At 36.4% G+C, this 17935-nt stretch carries 14 protein-coding genes and 2 pseudogenes; 1 reads left to right on the top strand and 15 read right to left on the bottom strand.

The genetic code is table 11. The features are described from left to right. Nucleotides 1-2: 2 nt before the first annotated feature. The 9 genes and pseudogenes from spoIIE to H1D32_RS00400 all read right to left on the bottom strand — a co-directional run bounded on the left by spoIIE (nt 3) and on the right by H1D32_RS00400 (nt 8780). On the bottom strand, nt 3-2462 hold the full coding sequence (gene spoIIE, locus H1D32_RS00440; protein WP_396126134.1) for a stage II sporulation protein E: 2460 nt from the start codon (nt 2460-2462) through the stop codon (nt 3-5). Between the two features lie 668 nt (nt 2463-3130). Next, nucleotides 3131-3606, bottom strand: a pseudogene (locus H1D32_RS00435) (S1 domain-containing RNA-binding protein). 69 nt (nt 3607-3675) lie between these two features. After that, complete coding sequence (locus tag H1D32_RS00430; RefSeq protein ID WP_261176266.1) at nt 3676-3912, bottom strand: FtsB family cell division protein; 237 nt, start codon at nt 3910-3912, stop codon at nt 3676-3678. Between the two features lie 156 nt (nt 3913-4068). Beyond that, on the bottom strand, nt 4069-4659 hold the full coding sequence (yabQ, locus tag H1D32_RS00425) for a spore cortex biosynthesis protein YabQ (RefSeq protein ID WP_261176265.1): 591 nt from the start codon (nt 4657-4659) through the stop codon (nt 4069-4071). Then, the gene (gene yabP / locus H1D32_RS00420) at nt 4656-4937 is read right to left on the bottom strand and encodes a sporulation protein YabP (protein ID WP_396126133.1); all 282 of its coding nucleotides are present in this window, start codon (nt 4935-4937) and stop codon (nt 4656-4658) included. Before yabP ends, yabQ begins: the two co-directional genes overlap by 4 nt. Nucleotides 4938-5160: 223 nt before the next feature. Further along, nucleotides 5161-5430: an RNA-binding S4 domain-containing protein gene (locus tag H1D32_RS00415; protein ID WP_261176263.1), complete on the bottom strand. Its 270-nt coding sequence runs from the start codon at nt 5428-5430 to the stop codon at nt 5161-5163. Between the two features lie 174 nt (nt 5431-5604). Next, nucleotides 5605-7065, bottom strand: a complete 1461-nt coding sequence (gene yabN, locus H1D32_RS00410) for a bifunctional methyltransferase/pyrophosphohydrolase YabN (RefSeq protein WP_261176262.1) — start codon at nt 7063-7065, stop codon at nt 5605-5607. Nucleotides 7066-7203: 138 nt separating this feature from the next. Further along, complete coding sequence (locus tag H1D32_RS00405; protein WP_261176261.1) at nt 7204-8454, bottom strand: putative polysaccharide biosynthesis protein; 1251 nt, start codon at nt 8452-8454, stop codon at nt 7204-7206. An 8-nt stretch (nt 8455-8462) separates the two neighbouring features. Further along, the gene (locus H1D32_RS00400) at nt 8463-8780 is read right to left on the bottom strand and encodes an oligosaccharide flippase family protein (protein WP_261176889.1); all 318 of its coding nucleotides are present in this window, start codon (nt 8778-8780) and stop codon (nt 8463-8465) included. A 308-nt stretch (nt 8781-9088) separates the two neighbouring features. Here H1D32_RS00400 and H1D32_RS00395 point away from each other — a divergent pair, with 308 nt between their 5' ends. Next, on the top strand, nt 9089-10090 hold the full coding sequence (locus H1D32_RS00395; protein WP_261176260.1) for an SDR family oxidoreductase: 1002 nt from the start codon (nt 9089-9091) through the stop codon (nt 10088-10090). A 349-nt stretch (nt 10091-10439) separates the two neighbouring features. Here the strand turns inward: H1D32_RS00395 and spoVT are convergent, their stop codons facing one another. The 6 genes and pseudogenes from spoVT to H1D32_RS00365 all read right to left on the bottom strand — a co-directional run bounded on the left by spoVT (nt 10440) and on the right by H1D32_RS00365 (nt 17905). Next, on the bottom strand, nt 10440-10979 hold the full coding sequence (gene spoVT, locus H1D32_RS00390; RefSeq protein WP_261176259.1) for a stage V sporulation protein T: 540 nt from the start codon (nt 10977-10979) through the stop codon (nt 10440-10442). Between the two features lie 267 nt (nt 10980-11246). Beyond that, nucleotides 11247-14776: pseudogene (mfd, locus tag H1D32_RS00385) on the bottom strand (transcription-repair coupling factor). Between the two features lie 213 nt (nt 14777-14989). Next, on the bottom strand, nt 14990-15220 hold the full coding sequence (gene fin / locus H1D32_RS00380) for an anti-sigma-F factor Fin (protein WP_261176258.1): 231 nt from the start codon (nt 15218-15220) through the stop codon (nt 14990-14992). A 154-nt stretch (nt 15221-15374) separates the two neighbouring features. Further along, nucleotides 15375-15932, bottom strand: coding sequence for an aminoacyl-tRNA hydrolase (gene pth, locus H1D32_RS00375; protein WP_261176257.1), 558 nt, complete (start codon nt 15930-15932; stop codon nt 15375-15377). A gap of 288 nt (nt 15933-16220) precedes the next feature. Then, nucleotides 16221-16844, bottom strand: coding sequence for a 50S ribosomal protein L25/general stress protein Ctc (locus tag H1D32_RS00370; RefSeq protein ID WP_261176256.1), 624 nt, complete (start codon nt 16842-16844; stop codon nt 16221-16223). Between the two features lie 110 nt (nt 16845-16954). Beyond that, complete coding sequence (locus tag H1D32_RS00365) at nt 16955-17905, bottom strand: ribose-phosphate diphosphokinase (RefSeq protein ID WP_261176255.1); 951 nt, start codon at nt 17903-17905, stop codon at nt 16955-16957. Nucleotides 17906-17935: the final 30 nt, after the last annotated feature.

Raw genomic sequence — 17935 nt, 5'->3', positions numbered from 1 at the left:
TGTTATTGCGCTTTCTTCCTCTTAAGTCCACTTGTTTGGTACATCGGTATCGTTGCCCATTTTGGGAGATTTCTTTTCACCCCGGCAACAACAACGGTCATATCATCCTCAATGCGATTATCTCCTGTACGAATTACTTGTTCGATGATAATGTCGGCAACTGCCTGTGGATCTTCTGCCTTTATCTCTTTTATGATACGTCTCATCCAGACTTCACTATTCTCCACATGTTTAGGTCCGTCAAAAATCCCATCACTCATCATGATTAATAAATCTCCTGCCTTTAACTGGTCGCTAACGACATCAACGTCAAATTCATTGATGATACCCATAGGCAAATTGCTAGCTTCGATCATAAATACTTTCTCGCCTCTTTTAATAAAGCTAGGCGTTGAGCCAATCTTTAAAAACTTTGCTGAAGCATCTTGGAGATCAATCATTGCCAAATCTAATGTTGAAAATATCTCATCGGTAGACCGTAATGACAGTACTGAATTTATTGATTTAATTGCAACAGTTTCCTCAATCCCTGATTGCAATATGTTCTGTAGTAACTGAAGAGTCTCATTACTTTCTAAATGCGCTCTTTCACCATTGCCCATTCCATCACTAATAGCAACAGCATATTTACCAGAGCCTATTTCCATTGTTGAGTAACTATCTCCTGAGATCCAAGCTCCTCCTTTTGCTACGGTTGCAATTCCAGTCTCAATCACAAATTGCTTTGCAGAGCCGAAGGAGACAACTGTATGGCCGTTCGGGTAATAGCTTGTTTCAACTTTTTTGACGACAATTTGTTCCTCTAAAATATGTGATAACATTGGTGCGATTAACTTTTCACACTCGCCATGCTGATTTGTCGGAACACTAAGTTCAATATCTACATTTCCTTCATCAAGTTGGAAAATCTCAACGTGACCAATATCGACACCGGCATCACGAAGTGCGTCTAAGATTTGCTCTTCTTGCATTTGAAGATTTTCGCGCTCTTTTTGAATTTCTTTAGCAAAGTCACCCATGACTTTCGAAACTCCTAAAAGCTGATCAGCAACAAGACGCCTACTTTCTAGTAGTTGTCGTTTTAACTTTTTTCCAGCTTTATATTGATTTAGTTCATGTTGAATAACATGAATGACTTTCTCAGCTTTTAAACAATATCTCGACCAATCAGACTTTAATCGTTTGTTAATATTTTCATCTTCTTCGCAACTTACCATAATATCTTGCATGTAGTTATATGTTTTATCGAAGTTCTTAGTCCAACACTGCTGCTTCCTAAGGCACATTTGACAAGTTTTTTCTGTGACATTACTTAAAAAGTAATCTACTTCGCGCTCTGGATCTTCAACTTCAGCAGGTAAATTCACATTAGAGAAACTATTTGATAACGTTTGGAATAACGTTGAGAATTGTTCAACTTTCCCTGCAGTTACATCTCTAAATTTACGTAAATATTGTTGCTGCTCTTTCCAGTACTCAGCTGTACCAGGGATATATTTTGCAAGTCTCATAATTAAGCTTCGTGGCGTGGCAATAAAAACTACGATGGCTACGACTGACTCCATTACAGTAACTGAAATTTCTCCATTTCCATCGCCATAAAGGCCAATAAGAAGTGTTCCTACTAGCAAACCTACTCCAACACCTACCTTATTCCCTTCCTTTAAAAGACCTCCTAAGAGACCTGAAAAAGCTAATAAACTCATTTGATATAAACTAGCAACACTTGCTAGACTTAAAATTAATCCTGTAACAACTCCCACAGTTGAACCAATAGCAGCACCACCGACAAAGGCAAAGATTAACACTAGATAGCGTGCTAGCATATTTTCTGCACCTAGTCCGTAAACAAACCAACCAATCGTTCCCGTCATAATAGACGCTAGTAAAATAATTAAACAAATGATTTCCTCATTTTTCAAAGAATGTTTCCGCTTTCGTTCAGTTACAATAGGAACACTCTGAAGGAAAATCATCGTTAAAATAAAACTCAAACCTGCCTCAACACCTGTTACTAACCAGACATAATTAGTAATCGTTCCTTCAAAGATGTAAGTTAATAGAATTTTTGTTGTAAATACTGAAGTAAAAACTAAAATAGGTAATATTTTCACCTTATTTTCATATAATGTATTAAATAAACGATATAAAACTAGAAAGCTTATGATTGAAATAAAAGCAAAGACCCCATTAATAGGAATGATAGTCATAGAACCAGCAACCAATGCTAACATTGCAATGGGTGCCTTTTCGCGCTTCATTAGAAATATTGTAGCGAAGAAAGGCAATATAAAAGGAAGCATCTCCGATAGGATCATTGCTCTACCTAGTAATAGTCCAATAATAAATATTAGAAACCCCCATTTATAAAAAACAAGTGAAGCAATACTTCCCATTCGATCAGTGAAACTCTCCTTAAGGTTGTCCGACTCCAATTGGTCAGACACCACCAGTCCCCTCATTGGTTCTACCACTTTAAGTACTTTTCGAAACACTATATCCACCACCCGTTAATTTATCGTGTTTCTATTATACGCAGATCAAACTTTCATTTTTGTCAAAACAACAGAGCCTGTCCAAAAAAGTGTTCGACTTGATTCTCGTAACCAAGTCAAAATCCCACTAAATGATAGTTTTTTAACAACATAATATGTAAAACGCTCTCGAATATACAATCAAAAAACTCTATAAAGGAGAAATTTGAAAGAATATCTTTCTCATAATTTTTTTCTGAGTGAATTTCATCAAATTCATTATAATAATAAGAAAAGCGCCAGCGCCCTGGGAGCCAAGGAACTTCCTCGGGTTACTTCTCTGCTTTGCGACGAGTAACCGCAGGAGCAGTGACAAGCAAATGTTCTTCGAGAAAAAAAGTGTGCTCTTTCACTTTTATTCTCGAAGGTTATTTGACCTCGAGGGGCTGGGCGGTGCTCCTGCGTCACTACGTTTACTCGTCGCAAAACCTGCAATGAAGTAACTTCATTGATGTGTCTTGGAGCTAGACAGTTATTACGTTGAAATTTTATACATTCTTATCTTTTAAAAAATAAAAGCATCCTTTCAAAATGAAAGGATGCGAAAATAGCTATTTATATAAATAAGAATCAATTAACTTGTCAACTGCAGCAAGTTAGCCTCGTCTAGCACCTCGACCTCCACGTTTTGATTCCGTGTTTCGCTTAATTGAAGTGAGTCTTTCCTCACTATCTTTTAAAAAGCGATTCATTTTATCCTCAAAGAAAGGGATGGGCGAGCTTGGTTATTGTTTCTATTACCGCTATTACGAGAACCATACTGTTTATTTCCTGGTCTTTCTTGATCACGATCACGTGGCGGTCTTTTTTGAGGTCTTGGTTGTTCTTCTGGTGGACGTTCTTTTGCCTTTCTAATTGAAAGACCAATTTTGCCATCCTTTTCTACCGCGATTACTTTAACCTCAACTTCGTCACCAACTTTTAAAAACTCGTTGATGTCTTTAACATAATTATCTGCTACCTCACTAATGTGAACAAGACCAGTAGTACCACCTGGCAGCTCAATAAATGCTCCAAAATGGGTGATTCCTGTTACCTTCCCTTGTAACTTGCTGCCTACTTCGATTGACATGAAAAAAATGCTCCTCCTTAAAAACATAATTATTGTACCTTTTAATTATACATGAAGCAAAAACAAGTGTCAATCTGAAGAAGTTGGTGTTACTTTGAAGATGATCTCGCCCGGCTTAGATAAGAAGTAATCTCTTCTAGCAATTTCAGAGATATATTCTAGGTTGTTTAGATTCGCAATCTCATCGTATAAATCTCTTTCCATTAACTCTAGCTTGGCCATCTCCTTTTCAAGCAGCTGCTTCTTTTCTAGCTTCTGTTCAAGGACACTATTTTGCGAATGGAGGGTAAAAATTGTTATGACCAAAGCAAATACAACAAATATACTAAGAGCAGTCAAGCGTCTAAAAAGACCCTTTCTACCTTTGATTTTTGTTCCATTTGCGTTTCATGCTGTTCTATGTAGCGAGAGTTTAATTCTCGTACTTTTCTTTGTTGTCCGTTGTTCATGCTCCTCACCCTTTTAAGACCCTTTTTTTGTAAACCATCGCTTTATATAGTTCTTCACTTTTTTGTAAAATCCTAGTTTATTATAAAATTTCTTTAATTTTTCTTTCGGCACCAAACGCCAAATTAATCTACCAATCCAAACAAAAGGAGTATAGATGATTTTTAAAAGGAAAAATATAACTGTTATTGAAAAGCTTACTATCATCATACACAGCTTATATAAAAACTTCAACAACTCTTTGATAGGATTTATGACAAGCATAAATAATGCTGCTTTTAAAAACCTATACGTTCTTATAACACCTTGGATAACAGCTTCTAACATCTTAAGGTAAATTCGAAATAATAAAGCTCGATAACAAGAATAACCACATAATAATGCAACTAATATATAAAATCTCATTTCGCCTTCATTAATCTGCAAAAGCACATAAAATACCAAAAGCCCTTGGAGAATCCAGAATAAACCATCATTAATTACTGTAATCCACTTATTCCAACTACGACCTCGAATTAGTCTGCTATAGGTGTCAATAGCCATTCCTATCCACCCACCCATAGCCACCATTGCTAGCATGGTTTGTAACTGAACGGTTAGGCTCACTTGAATAACTTCCCAAAGAAGCCTTTAGATTTATCGCCTTGTTGCTGATCTAAATAAACGAGGTCATAGATTTTCCCTTCAATCGAAACAATCCCTTGATCAACATCCAAATTTTTCATATGGAGATTATGTCCCCTTATGGCTAAAAATCCTAGTTCCGTTTCTAATAAAAACTCTTCATTGTCAAAGCTTTCCACTTGCTTTACACCAGTAATATCCAAATGCTTTCTGCCTCGCATCGTAATATTATGTTCTTTCACCTTTCTATCTCTACCCATTTGAGTGCCATATTCGTATTGTTCCATCAAAAATTCCTCCTCTATCCTCTTTTACGCTATATTTATGTAAATGTACTAGAGAATAGAACAAGCCTTTATATAGTTTTGAGTGTAGAGTTATGAGTTTTGAATTAGTGAGAGTTGCGCTTCGAAGCTTTGCAAACAATAACTCAACACTCCTAACTCAAAACGAAAAGGGAGCAATTGATTGCTCCCTTTTCTTCTAAACTTCTTCCTGCTTTAAAGCTTCCTCGCTAACAATCGTATACATGTTAGCAGCTTCTTCTTTTTTTGATGTCTCTTTTATGTCATCAATTCTAACTGTTACTATTTTTTGGCCAAAGCGGACTTTTAATTCGTCGCCCACTTTTACAGTTGAACTTGCTTTTGCTACTTGATCATTTATTGTGATTCGACCTTGATCTGATACTTCCTTTGCTAAAGTGCGGCGCTTAATTAAACGCGAAACCTTTAGAAATTTATCCAACCTCACGTGTATTCCTCCCTTTATTTAGTTTTGAGTTTTGAATTTTGAGTTTTGAGTTGGTGAAAAGTTCTTCCACAGAGGTTACATGAGTTTAATTTTTTTCACTAATGCATGCTAACTTAAATCATCTTCGAGTTACCTTCAAATAACTCATCACTCAAACACTCATAACTCTAAACTCTACATTCTCTTCGCTTCCTCCCAAATTTCGTCTAAATATGCTAAGTCTACTTCTTCAAACGTAAGCCGGCGTTCTTGCAGTTTCTTTTCAATATATCCGAAGCGGTTATAAAATTTTTCGTTCGTCGATTGTAGCGCTAACTCAGGGTCGATCTCGTAAAACCGTGCTAAATTTACAAATGCAAATAATACATCGCCAAATTCCTTATGAGCTCGTTCAGTATTATTTTGTTTCACTTCATTCATAAATTCAGCGATTTCTTCTTGAACCTTCATCCAAATAGGAGCAACCTCAGTCCAATCAAATCCAACCTTTGCTGCTTTCTTTTGAAGCTTTGCAGCCCGGTAAAGAGCTGGCATACTTTTCGGTACTCCTGCTAACCTTGATTCTTCAACTTCCCCACTTACTTGTTTTTCTTGGCGCTTAATTTCATCCCATTGCTGAATAACTTCGGCCTCATTGTTTAAATTTCCTGCTTCAAAAACATGTGGATGTCTACGAATCATTTTTTCGGTTACCGCTGCAATTACATCATCAACAGTAAACATACCTTCATCCTCACCAATTTGGGCATGGAGCATAACCTGTAATAGGACATCTCCTAATTCTTCAGCTAAATGATCATCATCTTCTTCATCAATAGCATCAAGTACTTCATAAGCTTCCTCTAATAGATATTTTTTTAATGATTGATGGGTTTGTTTTATATCCCATGGACAACCATTAGGTCCTCTTAGTTCAGCAATGACCTCTCTTAACTTCCCAAAGTCACGGTAAAGAATATGCTCAACTTTTACAGGTGGTACATAAACGGCTGTCAAATTGTTCAATGTAGTAACCCGGTCTAATTCATACAAAGGAACGGTCGTTAACTGTTCTTGACTACTTCCAGCTGCAGTAACGATGGTAACTTCATAATCATCGGGTAATAGATCCATTAACGTGAGTTTTACTTCACTAGCAATAAATGCATCATATACTTGGCAGATGATTAGATGGTGCCTTACCTGTAATTCAACCCGCTTTAATGCAGTTCCATCTACGATTTGACAACCCTCTATTGGATCTATTTTTACAGCTTGAAATAAATTATCCAAAAAGCTTTGGCCACCTAGAATCTCGATAGCGACATGATGATCTTTTGCTTGTTGTAACAGTAGTTGCACTGTGCTTTCAGCAACAAAAGGATGACCTGGTACTGCGTAAACAAGATCCATTTCCTTACCTTTTTCAAGGAGTTCTGAGGTGATACTTTGATAAACATCACTAAATTGTTCATTTTCCTCATAAACGTAATCAAACGAATCATATGTAAATCCTTGCTCCTCTAATTCAGCCACTACAGGATGTTCTTTGGTACGTAGAAAAACACGCTCACTTTTCATCAATTTATTGTAAACACCTAAAGGCATTTGCTCGAGATCTCCAGCCCCTAAACCTAAAATAACTATTTTACCCATTTTCTAACTCCCTTCTTCCAGTGCGAAGTTTATAGTTTAGCGTGTAGAGTTTTGAAAAGTAACTCAATGAAGTCCCATTATGCTCTGAGGCGGTTCTAAGAATAACTCTACACTTTCACTCTAAACTCTACACTCTATTCATTTACTTTTTTTAGACTGCATAAACACTGCAAGCCTTCTTAGTTTTGGTATTTGTTCTAATTCGTCTTCAGAGAATAATCGGGTTATTAAAACCATACTTAAAAAAATTATTGTACCTATTCCTACACTAGTTAGGGCAATAACCATGCTTGCTAGACGATTATGTAGATCAATTTGAAGTAAAGAATCACTACCTGTTTTCCAGATGAATGTTCCAACAGCCAATGCGACTAAGGAAAAGACAACCTTAAATCCTCTCTTAGTTGAAAATTTAGGCAATGCCTCTAGTTTTCTCAATGTATACACATTTAGGCTAGCACAGACCGCACATGCAAAAACAGTTGCCGTGGCTGCACCTAGTGTGCCGTTGCCAGGTATTAGGGCGATATTAAGAAACCATTTTACAAGAAATCCAATAAAAACATGAAAAACAGTGACATGAACCTTATTTAACCCATGCAATACCGCAGATGTCGTTAGAAAGATTGATGTAAAAAAGATAGCCAATCCCATAACCGCAAGAACTAATGAATCAGCGCTGTCTTTAAATAACATGATATTCGTTGGTTCGATAATCACCGCTAAACCAACTGAAGCTGCGCCACCGATAAGAAGGCTAATTCGAAGTGAAAGACTGCTATACTTTTGGATTAAATCCTGACGACCTTCCATCCTCACTTTTGCGACTAGTGGAACAACAACTAATGAAAAGGATGTCGTGATGACCGTTCCCATTTGAATTAACGGCTGCCCACGATCAAAGACACCTTTAGCAATTTTAGCCGTTTCCATCAAAGTTCCGTTTTCAACTAAAATTCTTAATACGGTCAAGGAGTCTACAAATTGAAAAATAATTAAGATGAGACTACTAACACATATCATAATCCCTTGAAAGAGAATTGTTTTTACCATTCCAATTGAGAGCTTGGACCGATGATGCCGCTTTGCAGTCCCTCGCTGCCTTCGATAAAACAGAAACAGCACAAAAAAGCCAATAAAACCACCAATGATTGAACCAAGAGCCGCTCCGGTTCCAGCCGCATAAGGTCCATATCCATTTATGATAAAAATGTAAGTGAAAAGCAAAATGGCAACTACACGAGACAATTGTTCGGCGACTTGAGAAACAGCAGTTGGCAGCATTTCTTCTTGACCTTGAAAGTAGCCCCTTAGTACTGACAGTAACGGAATAATTACAAAGATAAATGCTACGGTACGTAATGGTATGACTAGATTTTCATCTCCCATAACATTCGCTAACCAAGTGGCATTGAAATAAAAAAGCTGAAAGCAACTATACTGACAATGGTTAAGCTAAACAATGCACTTTTTAAAACTGTCTGGCGATCATCTACCTTTTCAGAAATAAGCTTAGAAATAATAACTGGAAATCCATAGGTCGATAACATGATCGCAATACCATATATCGGGTATATTTGTTGGTATACATAAAAACCGACGTCACCTGCAATGTTTTGGTACGGAATTCGATAGACAGCACTCAGAATTTTTATAATGATAGCAGCAAGAGACAAATAAACTGCTCCTTGCCAAAGCTTTTTTCCTTTTAAAATAACTTTTACCTCCTAATACACCTAAACTATCTGCCATTATATCACATAGACTACATATTCTTTATAATTGCTCTAAGCTTTTACCTTTAGTTAAACCTAGCCAGGAAAGTGTCTGTGGCTTGTTAATTACCAAGGCTGACATCTTTACTAACTTTGAAGGTACAGAAATTTGGATTATCCATAAAGCTATGTTTACATCAACAAAGTTGTTTTTTAAGTGGAGATAACAATAATCAATTACTAACGGATTAGACAAGGAATATTATAGTTCATATCGAACTATATTGTAAGAAAAAGGAGGCTTCGATATGAAGGTCTTAATTATTGGCGGAACAAAGTTTATTGGTATTCATATTGTTGAGGAATTAGTTAAAAGAGGACATGATGTCACTATCTTTAATAGAGGGAAAACAAATGTTGATTTTTTTCCTACTATAAAAAAAATTGTCGGTGATCGTGAAGGTGATCTTTCGATGCTTAAGGAAGATCATTGGGATGCTGTTATCGACACTTGTGGTTATGTACCAAGAGTTGTCAGTCACTCAGCGAGAGCCCTTTCTTCACACGCGGACTTGTACGTTTTTGTTTCGACAATAAGTGTTTATCAGGATTTTTCGGCAGAAAATATAACTGAAACTGATGATCTTAGTGTGTTAAAAGATACGAATACCCAGGAGGTCACTGGTGAAACTTACGGGCCATTAAAAGTTCTTTGTGAAAAAGAAGTCTCTAAAATATTCCCAAATCGAGCACTAATAGTACGACCTGGACTTATCGTTGGTCCCTACGATCCAACTGATCGTTTTACCTATTGGCCTAAGCGGGTTGCATTAGGTGGTGAAGTCTTGGCTCCAGGTTTAAAAGATGCTCAAATACAGTTTATTGATGCTCGAGATTTAGCATCCTATATTGTTTCTGCAATTGAGACAAAAACAGTTGGCACTTATAATGTTACTGGTCCTAAAGAGCACCTAACGCTTGAAGATTTTTTGCATGCATGTAAAAAAACTCTGAACAACGAGACAGATTTTATTTGGGTAGAAGATGAATTTTTAGAGGGAAATGATGTTGGATTCTGGACAGAACTTCCACTATATATTCCGCAAAATAAAGGTATGAGCGGAATGTTAGGAGTAAATATTAACAAAGCATTGTCAACAGGACTCACCTTTAGACCACTTGAAGAGACGATTCGTGATACATTTACCTGGGATGAGTCTAGACAGTTAGCAGAAAGTGAGCGAAAAGCAGGTTTAAATTTTGAAAAGGAAAAAGCAGTATTAGCTAATCTAAAACTTAGAGGTAGATAAAGGCGCTTTTCGAAAACATTGTCGCTATTTAAAACAAATTCGGTGCATAAACAGATGTACTTTCCCGTTTAACAAATCGTAAGTTACAAAAGAACCCACACATAAGAAAAGCGCAAGCGCCCTGCTTAGCCAAGTAACTTCCTCGAAATACTTCTCGAGCTTTGCGACGAGTAACCGCAGGAGCAGCGACAAGCAAATGTTCTTCGAGAAAAAAGTGTGCTCTTTCACTTTTATTCTCGAAGGTTATTTGACCTCGAGGGGCTGGGCTGCTTGCGCTAGACAGTTATTACGTTGAAATTTTATACTTTCTTAAACTATAAAGAAAGAAGGGCAAAATGCCCTTCTTGTATTATTGTTCCATTTGTCTTGCTAAGAAACCAGCAGCTGTTTCCGATAATTTTTGTTCGACGTCACCCATTGAGCGATCATTTTTAGAAATCATAACAACTGCACCAATCGGGTCACCATTGGCAACAATTGGAGCGATAACAAACGCCGCAACCTCTTCGGTTGAATCACCAACGATATTATATTCGCCTTGTGTTGTCTGAATAATTGACTGACGTTCATTCATTGCATTTTCGATTATTTCACCAATTGCCTTATTTGCATAATCCTTTTTCGATCCACCCGCTACCGCTATATATGTATCGCGATCAGCAATAAGAACAATGTGGTTTAAACTTTCGTATAAGGCCTCTGCATATTCTTTTGCAAAGTCACCCAATTCTGAGATTGGAGAGTACTTCTTTAAAATGACCTCTCCATCGCGGTCGACAAAAATTTCTAATGGATCGCCTTCACGAATTCGAAGCGTTCGGCGGATTTCTTTTGGTATTACCACTCGACCTAAATCATCAATGCGACGTACAATTCCTGTAGCTTTCATTTGTGATGATGCCTCTCTTTCTTTGTTGTAGTTACTAGTTGTTAAGGTATCAATTTCTTTAGCTTAGAACTAAGAAATTAATGCTTAATTCTTGGTCTTATTATCCGTCTTTAGAAAAGAACTATTCACCAATTCTGCAATTAATTGCTCAACTTAGATTTTCTCAACGAAGAATTGGAATTTACCATATTTATGATGGTGAGTTTAGTTTTTCTTTTTTAGCGAACATTATTCAAATATAGGCATCAGTACCCATAATTTTAGCTATTAGGAATGGTCAACGTCTTTTTTTACCGTCCAAAGTCTAGTTAAAATTTCTTCAATAACTTCTAAATACTTAATCGGAGGCAATTTTTTTGTTTTAATATTTATTTTAATCTTTTGTCCTGCTGTTCCTACAGAAAGTTCTCGACCCATTTTACTAATCATTTCAAATAGTTTCATACCATCAATCCGTTGACTTACTTCTTCAGCCAAAAGAATAGAACATTGCTGGGGGTCCTCGATGATTGATTCAACCCGTTCTTGTCTTGCTAATAGTTTTATTGCTGAAATTTTAAATAAGTAAGTTACTTCTTGAGGATAGTCCCCAAAACGGTCAATCATTTCTCCTTGTAGTTCTTCAATATCTTCTTTGGATTCGATTGCTTTAAAGCGTTTATACATATCAATTTTTGTTTTGAATCATTAATGTACGTTTCTGGAATGTATGCATCAACCTTCAAGTCAATTTCTACTTCATGCTGCACAATCTTTTCAGCGTTATCGCCTTTTCGAGCCTCAATTGCCTCTTTTAACATTTGCGAATATAAGTCAAATCCAACTGAGGCAATAAAGCCATGCTGTTGAGCACCTAATAGGTTACCAGCCCCACGGATCGATAAATCACGCATCGCTATTTTAAATCCAGAGCCAAGCTCGGTAAATTCCTTTATCGCTTGCAGGCGCTTTTCAGCTACCTCTGTTAAAACCTTATCTTTTTGATAAGTAAAATAAGAATACGCAACACGGTTTGAACGACCAACCCTTCCACGCAATTGATAAAGCTGTGACAATCCCATTTTATCAGCATTATAGACAATTAATGTATTCACATTTGGAATATCCACACCAGTTTCAATGATTGTCGTTGTTACCAGTACATCACTTTGTGCTTCAAGAAAATCAATAATCACTGATTCTAGCTCTGTTTCATTCATTTTTCCGTGAGCAAAGGAAACTCTAGCGTCTGGTACTAGCATTGCTATTTTATCAGCCATTTGTGCAATGTCTTCAACTCGATTATAAAGAAAATATACTTGCCCACCTCTACTAAGCTCTCTCTCAATAGCCTCTCGAACTAGAGCTTCATTATATTCGACAACATACGTTTGTACAGGAAAGCGATTTTCAGGTGGCGTTTCTATTACTGATAAATCACGAACTCCTAACATTGACATGTGTAATGTTCGAGGTATTGGTGTGGCAGTTAATGTTAACACGTCAATATTAGCTTTTAGTTGCTTAATTTTTTCTTTATGGGTAACACCAAAGCGTTGTTCCTCATCAATAATTAACAATCCTAGATCTTTATAAATGATATCCTTAGATAAAAGTCGGTGTGTACCAACGACAATATCTATGGATCCAGAATTCAAGCCCTTAATCGTCTCATTTTGTTCTTTACGCGTTCTAAAGCGACTTAGTAAGCCAATATTAATTGGATGTTCCGAAAAACGTTCACGAATTGTTTCATAGTGCTGCTGAGCTAATATGGTAGTCGGAACCAAGAATGCAACCTGCTTTCCGTCCATAATTGCCTTAAAGGCGGCACGTATCGCCACTTCTGTCTTACCGTACCCAACGTCACCGCAAAGGAGACGATCCATCGGCCGTTGTTTTTCCATATCTTCTTTAATTTCCTCGATACAACGAATTTGATCTTCGGTTTCATCATAATGAAATGAAGACTCGAATTCTCTTTGTTCGATACTATCCTTAGAAAAGGCATATCCAATACTCGCTTCTCTTTCGGCATATAACTTAATTAAGTCATCTGCAATATCTTCAACCGAAGACTGAACTTTCTTTTTAACCTTTTTCCAATCACTTCCGCCTAGAGCATAAATCTTAGGTTCTTTATCTTCTTGGCCCACATATTTTTGCACTTGGTCAATTTGCTCAACTGGAACATATAATTTATCGTTACCAGCGTAGGTAATATGCATATAATCCTTGTGAATTCCATTAATCTCTAATGTCTGAATTCCTAAATACTTTCCTATACCATGATTGATATGTACAACAAGGTCGCCAATTTTAAGCTCTGAATAATTCTTGATACGCTCTGCATTTGATAATTTTTGTTTTCTCTTTGGTCTTTTTGTTTTCTTTGTAAAAATTTCTTCTTCAGTAATGACAATTAATTTTTGTAACGGCATCTCAAAGCCACCTGTTAATTGGCCAACAATAATCTGGCAGCCATTCACAAGCTCTGATGAATTATTTAGAACAGTTGACTCAATCTTATAATCTTCCAATATATCTTCAATACGTTTGGCACGGTCCTTGTCTGCCGCAGTAATGACAATTTTATTTTGTGATTTGGACCAACGATCTACTTCACTTTTAAGTAAATTTAGTTGACCATGGAAGTTTTGCATAGATTTACAATTAAAGTTAACAATGTTTTTTGGACTCGTATGCGGGACATGTCTTAGGAATAAAGACAAATAAACAAGTGGTTTCTTCGAAGCTTCTACCATTTCGTTTAATTGCTTAGACATTTTTAAATCAGCAATAATTGCTCCTTGTGCAAGTAATGCTGTTTGCCATTCTGCCTCTTCTTTATCTAAACTCACACCCATTTCTTGAACACGACTAATTTCGTCGATAAAAACGACACCATTACTAGGTAAGTAGTCAATTAAGGTTGTGGCTTTGTCATAGTAGAGTGAGATATATTTATACATACCTTCAAAAGAGTTTTTACCATTAAGCATCTCAACTTCATAGGAAATTTGGTTGATCATAGCTTCTTTTGCTTTTGAGTCTTTAAGCTTTACTAAACTACTAGATAGTCCCTCTTTTAACCTATGGGCACCTTGCTGAAAATGCTCATCATATAAAATTACTTCTTGAGCTGGTCCAATCTTTATTTCTTTTAATTGTTTTTGAGAGCGTTGTGTATCCACATCAAAAAAACGAATGGAATCTACCTCTGTGTCAAATAATTCAATTCGTAAAGGCATTTCTTCAGTTAGTGGATAAATATCAATAATTCCTCCCCGTAAACTAAATTGTCCTGGGGCTGAAACCATTTCTGACCTTTGAAACCCTGCCTGTACAAGCTTCCTTAATTTCTCTTCAACATTTATCTCATTGCCAACTTTAAATGTAAGCTGACATTGTTTCCAAATCTCTTTTGGGGGTAATAATCTTCTTAACCCCGCAACAGGTGTAATTACGATACCAGTATTCTTCTGACTCCAAAAATTTAATACCTCAATACGCTGTCCACGCATTTCTGGACTTGCAACTGCTATTTCTGAGGAAATAAGCTCGTTCACTGGATATAGATAAACTAAATCTTCTCCCACTAAACTGACTAGGTCATCATATAATTTTTGCGCTTGAAAAAGATTATTTGTCACAACGATTTGTGGTCGTTTTGTTTGTTCATATACAGAAGCTAGTAATAACGTTCTCGCTGAACCTGTTAGACCAGAAACCATCTGCTCACTTAATTGAGCTTCGATTCCGTCTAAAACTGCCCTCACATCATCATCTTCTAAAAACATTTGTTTTAAACCTAACAAAGCTCTCATTCCCCCTTTTAGAAAGGCTCTGCTTTAATCCTTAATTATTATAGGGTTAATAGCAAAAAACTCTTATTTTTATAGTTAATTATTGCTTCCTCGGTCCCTCTTATATCTCCAAATAAGCGGAAAAATGCTTTGGTATAAAACCAAAGCTAAAAACTGAGCTTACAAACACATTATGACCATGAAAATCTAGTGTCTAAACATCAATTACTGAATAAACGTATGATTTTCATGAAATTGTGGGTTTCTATCAAGTGCTTCCTGACAGTCTTCACAAATCGTACTGACTTGCATATCGCCACTCTCATCATATTGGATCATTTCTGTTCTTTCACTTTGATCTAACTGGTGAAAACCTAACTTTTGACTATCTAGGTTTTGAGCTTCTATACTTCCGACATTCGTGCCACAATGACGACAGCGGTAGTGGATTGCCATAACAAGTTCCTCCCTATAAAAAGCCTAAGAATAAAACTTTATACCCCTCTAAAAAGCCTGGTAGAAAGTTTTCAAAAATCTTATTATAGTATGAACTTCTATCGCATCGTCTATGCATATAAAAGTAGAGTTACTAATCCAATCTTGATTATATCTAATTATAACTATTCATGACATTTAAGAAGTCCTGGCTAAGCCAGCTTTCACATGCTTTTACAGCGTGAGATACTGCCGCTTCAACATCTTCCTTTTCATCAGGATGGAACGTACCAAGTACATAGTTTGCAACACCAACGCCTGCTTCAGGCCTCCCGACACCTACTCGAATTCTTTTAAAGTTCTCAGTACCGAGGTGCGCTAATAATGATTTTATGCCATTATGACCACCATGACCACCTTTCTGTCTTAATCGAATTTTTCCCGGTGGAAGATCTAGATCATCATAAACGACCACAACATCATCGATACTTAATTTATAAAAATCCATTAAAGGTCTAACGGATTCCCCTGATAAGTTCATATAGGTAAGTGGTTTTAACAAAAACACTTTTTCACCATTAATCGTATTGAAGCCAAAAACGCCTTTAAATTTTTCTTGATTTAAAGGTATATCTAAGCTCTTTGCTAATTCATCAATTACTCGAAATCCGATATTATGTCTTGTCTCATCATACTTCTTACCGGGATTTCCAAGTCCAACAAATAACTTCACGGATGCTTCCTCACTTTCATATATCAAACGTAAAACTTTACTCTATATACCCATTTCGATAAAAAACAGTGAAAACCCTTTTAGTTTTGAGTTTTGAGTTTTAAATTTTGAGTCAATTGAATAAATCAGGTGGTCAAACAGTCGTAAAGACAGGGGAAAATGCTTTAATAATAGATAAAAAATAATTTCAGAAAGGCCACTTTGAATTTCCCTAAAACTCATAACTCCTAACTCAGCACTCAAAACTTTAAAAAAGGCATAACCCTAACGGCTATACCTTTTTCATATTTATTCTTCTTCGGCTGTATTTTCCTTTTCAGCTTGTACTTCTTCTTTGTCTTCTTTTTCTTGTTGCTCATCTGGCTCATTAGCTAAAGTCGGTGCTAAAATTGACATAATTCCTTCTTCTGGTTCATTGTTTATTTCATAGGTTCCAGACTTCGGCAAGTCGCGAACTTGTAAAGAGTCACCAATCATCATATCACTAATATCTATTTGTATAGACTCAGGAATATCAGCTGGTAAGGAGCGAACCGAAACCTCATAAAGAGTTTGTTGAATTACACCGCCATCCGTAACACCCATCGCCTCTCCAACTAAGTGGATTGGTACATTAGCGTCCATTTTTGATGACATATCAACTTTATAAAAATCAATATGCAGGATGTCTCCCCTTAGCTTCTCTTTTTGAATATCATGTGTGATTACTTCATAAGTGTCGCCTTCAGTAGATAAAGATATAATTCCGTTTTTCCCTGCTTCCTTTAATGTCTTTAAAAATTCAAGCTCATTAATGGCAATTGGTGTACTTGGTATGTCTTTTCCATAAACTACAGCAGGAACTTTTCCTTGTTTTCGAACTTTTCTTCCTTTTAATTCATCTCGACTAGTTGCTTTTAACATCGTACTCATATTTTTCACCTCATATTTTTCATTCTTTATATGGTCTACCCATTAGGGAGGGTTTTTAACCAAACAAATGTTAAAAAATGATATTTGAGGTGATTATGGATTATTCTACCTTAGTCAAAAAGTTGACTTACAGATCTTTCTTCATGAACGTGAATAATTGCCTTAGCAATTAGTGGTGCTACTGAGAGTGGTTTAATCTTCGGAATTATTTTATCTTCTGTTACTGGAATTGAATTGGTAATAACTAACTCTTTAATTTTTGAGTTATCAATTCTTTCGATTGCCGGACCTGAAAGAACAGCATGGGTACAGCAAGCGTAAACTTCCTTTGCTCCGCTTTCAATTAATGCATTTGCAGCTAGAGTAATCGTTCCTGCCGTATCAATAATATCATCAATAATGATACACGTTTTACCTTCAACATTACCAACGATATTCATTACTTCAGCTACGTTTGGTTTCGGACGGCGCTTATCAATAATGGCAATTGGTGCTTTTAAGCGATCAGCCATTTTTCTAGCTCTTACTACACCACCATGGTCTGGCGATACAATGACAAGGTCTTCCATATTCTTCTCTTTAAAATAGTCAGAAATTAAAGGGACTCCAACTAGTTGGTCAACTGGAATATCAAAGAAACCTTGAATTTGAGTTGCATGTAGATCTAATGTAATTACACGTGTAGCACCTGCAGTTTCAAGTAAGTTAGCTACTAGCTTCGCAGTAATTGGCTCACGAGCTCTTGCCTTACGGTCCTGACGAGCATATCCGTAATAAGGTAATACAACATTTATTGTTTTTGCCGATGCACGCTTTAGGGCATCGATCATAATTAATAGTTCCATGATATGTTCGTTAGCAGGAGCTGAAGTAGATTGGATAACGAACGTATCACAACCACGAATACTCTCTTCAATGTTAATTTGTACCTCGCCATCACTAAACCTAGAAACAGAACTTACTGAAAGCTCGATACCAATTTTTTCAGCAATTTCCTCTGCGAGCCTTCTATTTGAATTAAGTGTTAAAACCTTTAAACTTGGATCACCATATTTCACCATTATCCGATTTACCCCCATATTTTTAAGTGT

Source organism: Anaerobacillus sp. CMMVII, assembly GCF_025377685.1.
Classification (GTDB): domain Bacteria; phylum Bacillota; class Bacilli; order Bacillales; family Anaerobacillaceae; genus Anaerobacillus.
Note: the sequence above shows the minus strand (reverse complement) of the source record. Positions and strands in the feature narration are given on the sequence as shown.

Excerpts from the sequence above, each read along its gene's own strand:
- spoIIE (WP_396126134.1), bottom strand. The coding sequence starts at position 2,462 with ATGAGGGGACTGGTGGTGTCTGACCAATTGGAGTCGGACAACCTTAAG.
- yabP (WP_396126133.1), bottom strand. The coding sequence starts at position 4,937 with ATGGGTAGAGATAGAAAGGTGAAAGAACATAATATTACGATGCGAGGC.
- yabN (WP_261176262.1), bottom strand. The coding sequence starts at position 7,065 with ATGGGTAAAATAGTTATTTTAGGTTTAGGGGCTGGAGATCTCGAGCAA.
- H1D32_RS00405 (WP_261176261.1), bottom strand. The coding sequence starts at position 8,454 with ATGGGAGATGAAAATCTAGTCATACCATTACGTACCGTAGCATTTATC.
- H1D32_RS00395 (WP_261176260.1), top strand. The coding sequence starts at position 9,089 with ATGAAGGTCTTAATTATTGGCGGAACAAAGTTTATTGGTATTCATATT.
- spoVT (WP_261176259.1), bottom strand. The coding sequence starts at position 10,979 with ATGAAAGCTACAGGAATTGTACGTCGCATTGATGATTTAGGTCGAGTG.
- fin (WP_261176258.1), bottom strand. The coding sequence starts at position 15,220 with ATGGCAATCCACTACCGCTGTCGTCATTGTGGCACGAATGTCGGAAGT.
- H1D32_RS00370 (WP_261176256.1), bottom strand. The coding sequence starts at position 16,844 with ATGAGTACGATGTTAAAAGCAACTAGTCGAGATGAATTAAAAGGAAGA.
- H1D32_RS00365 (WP_261176255.1), bottom strand. The coding sequence starts at position 17,905 with ATGGTGAAATATGGTGATCCAAGTTTAAAGGTTTTAACACTTAATTCA.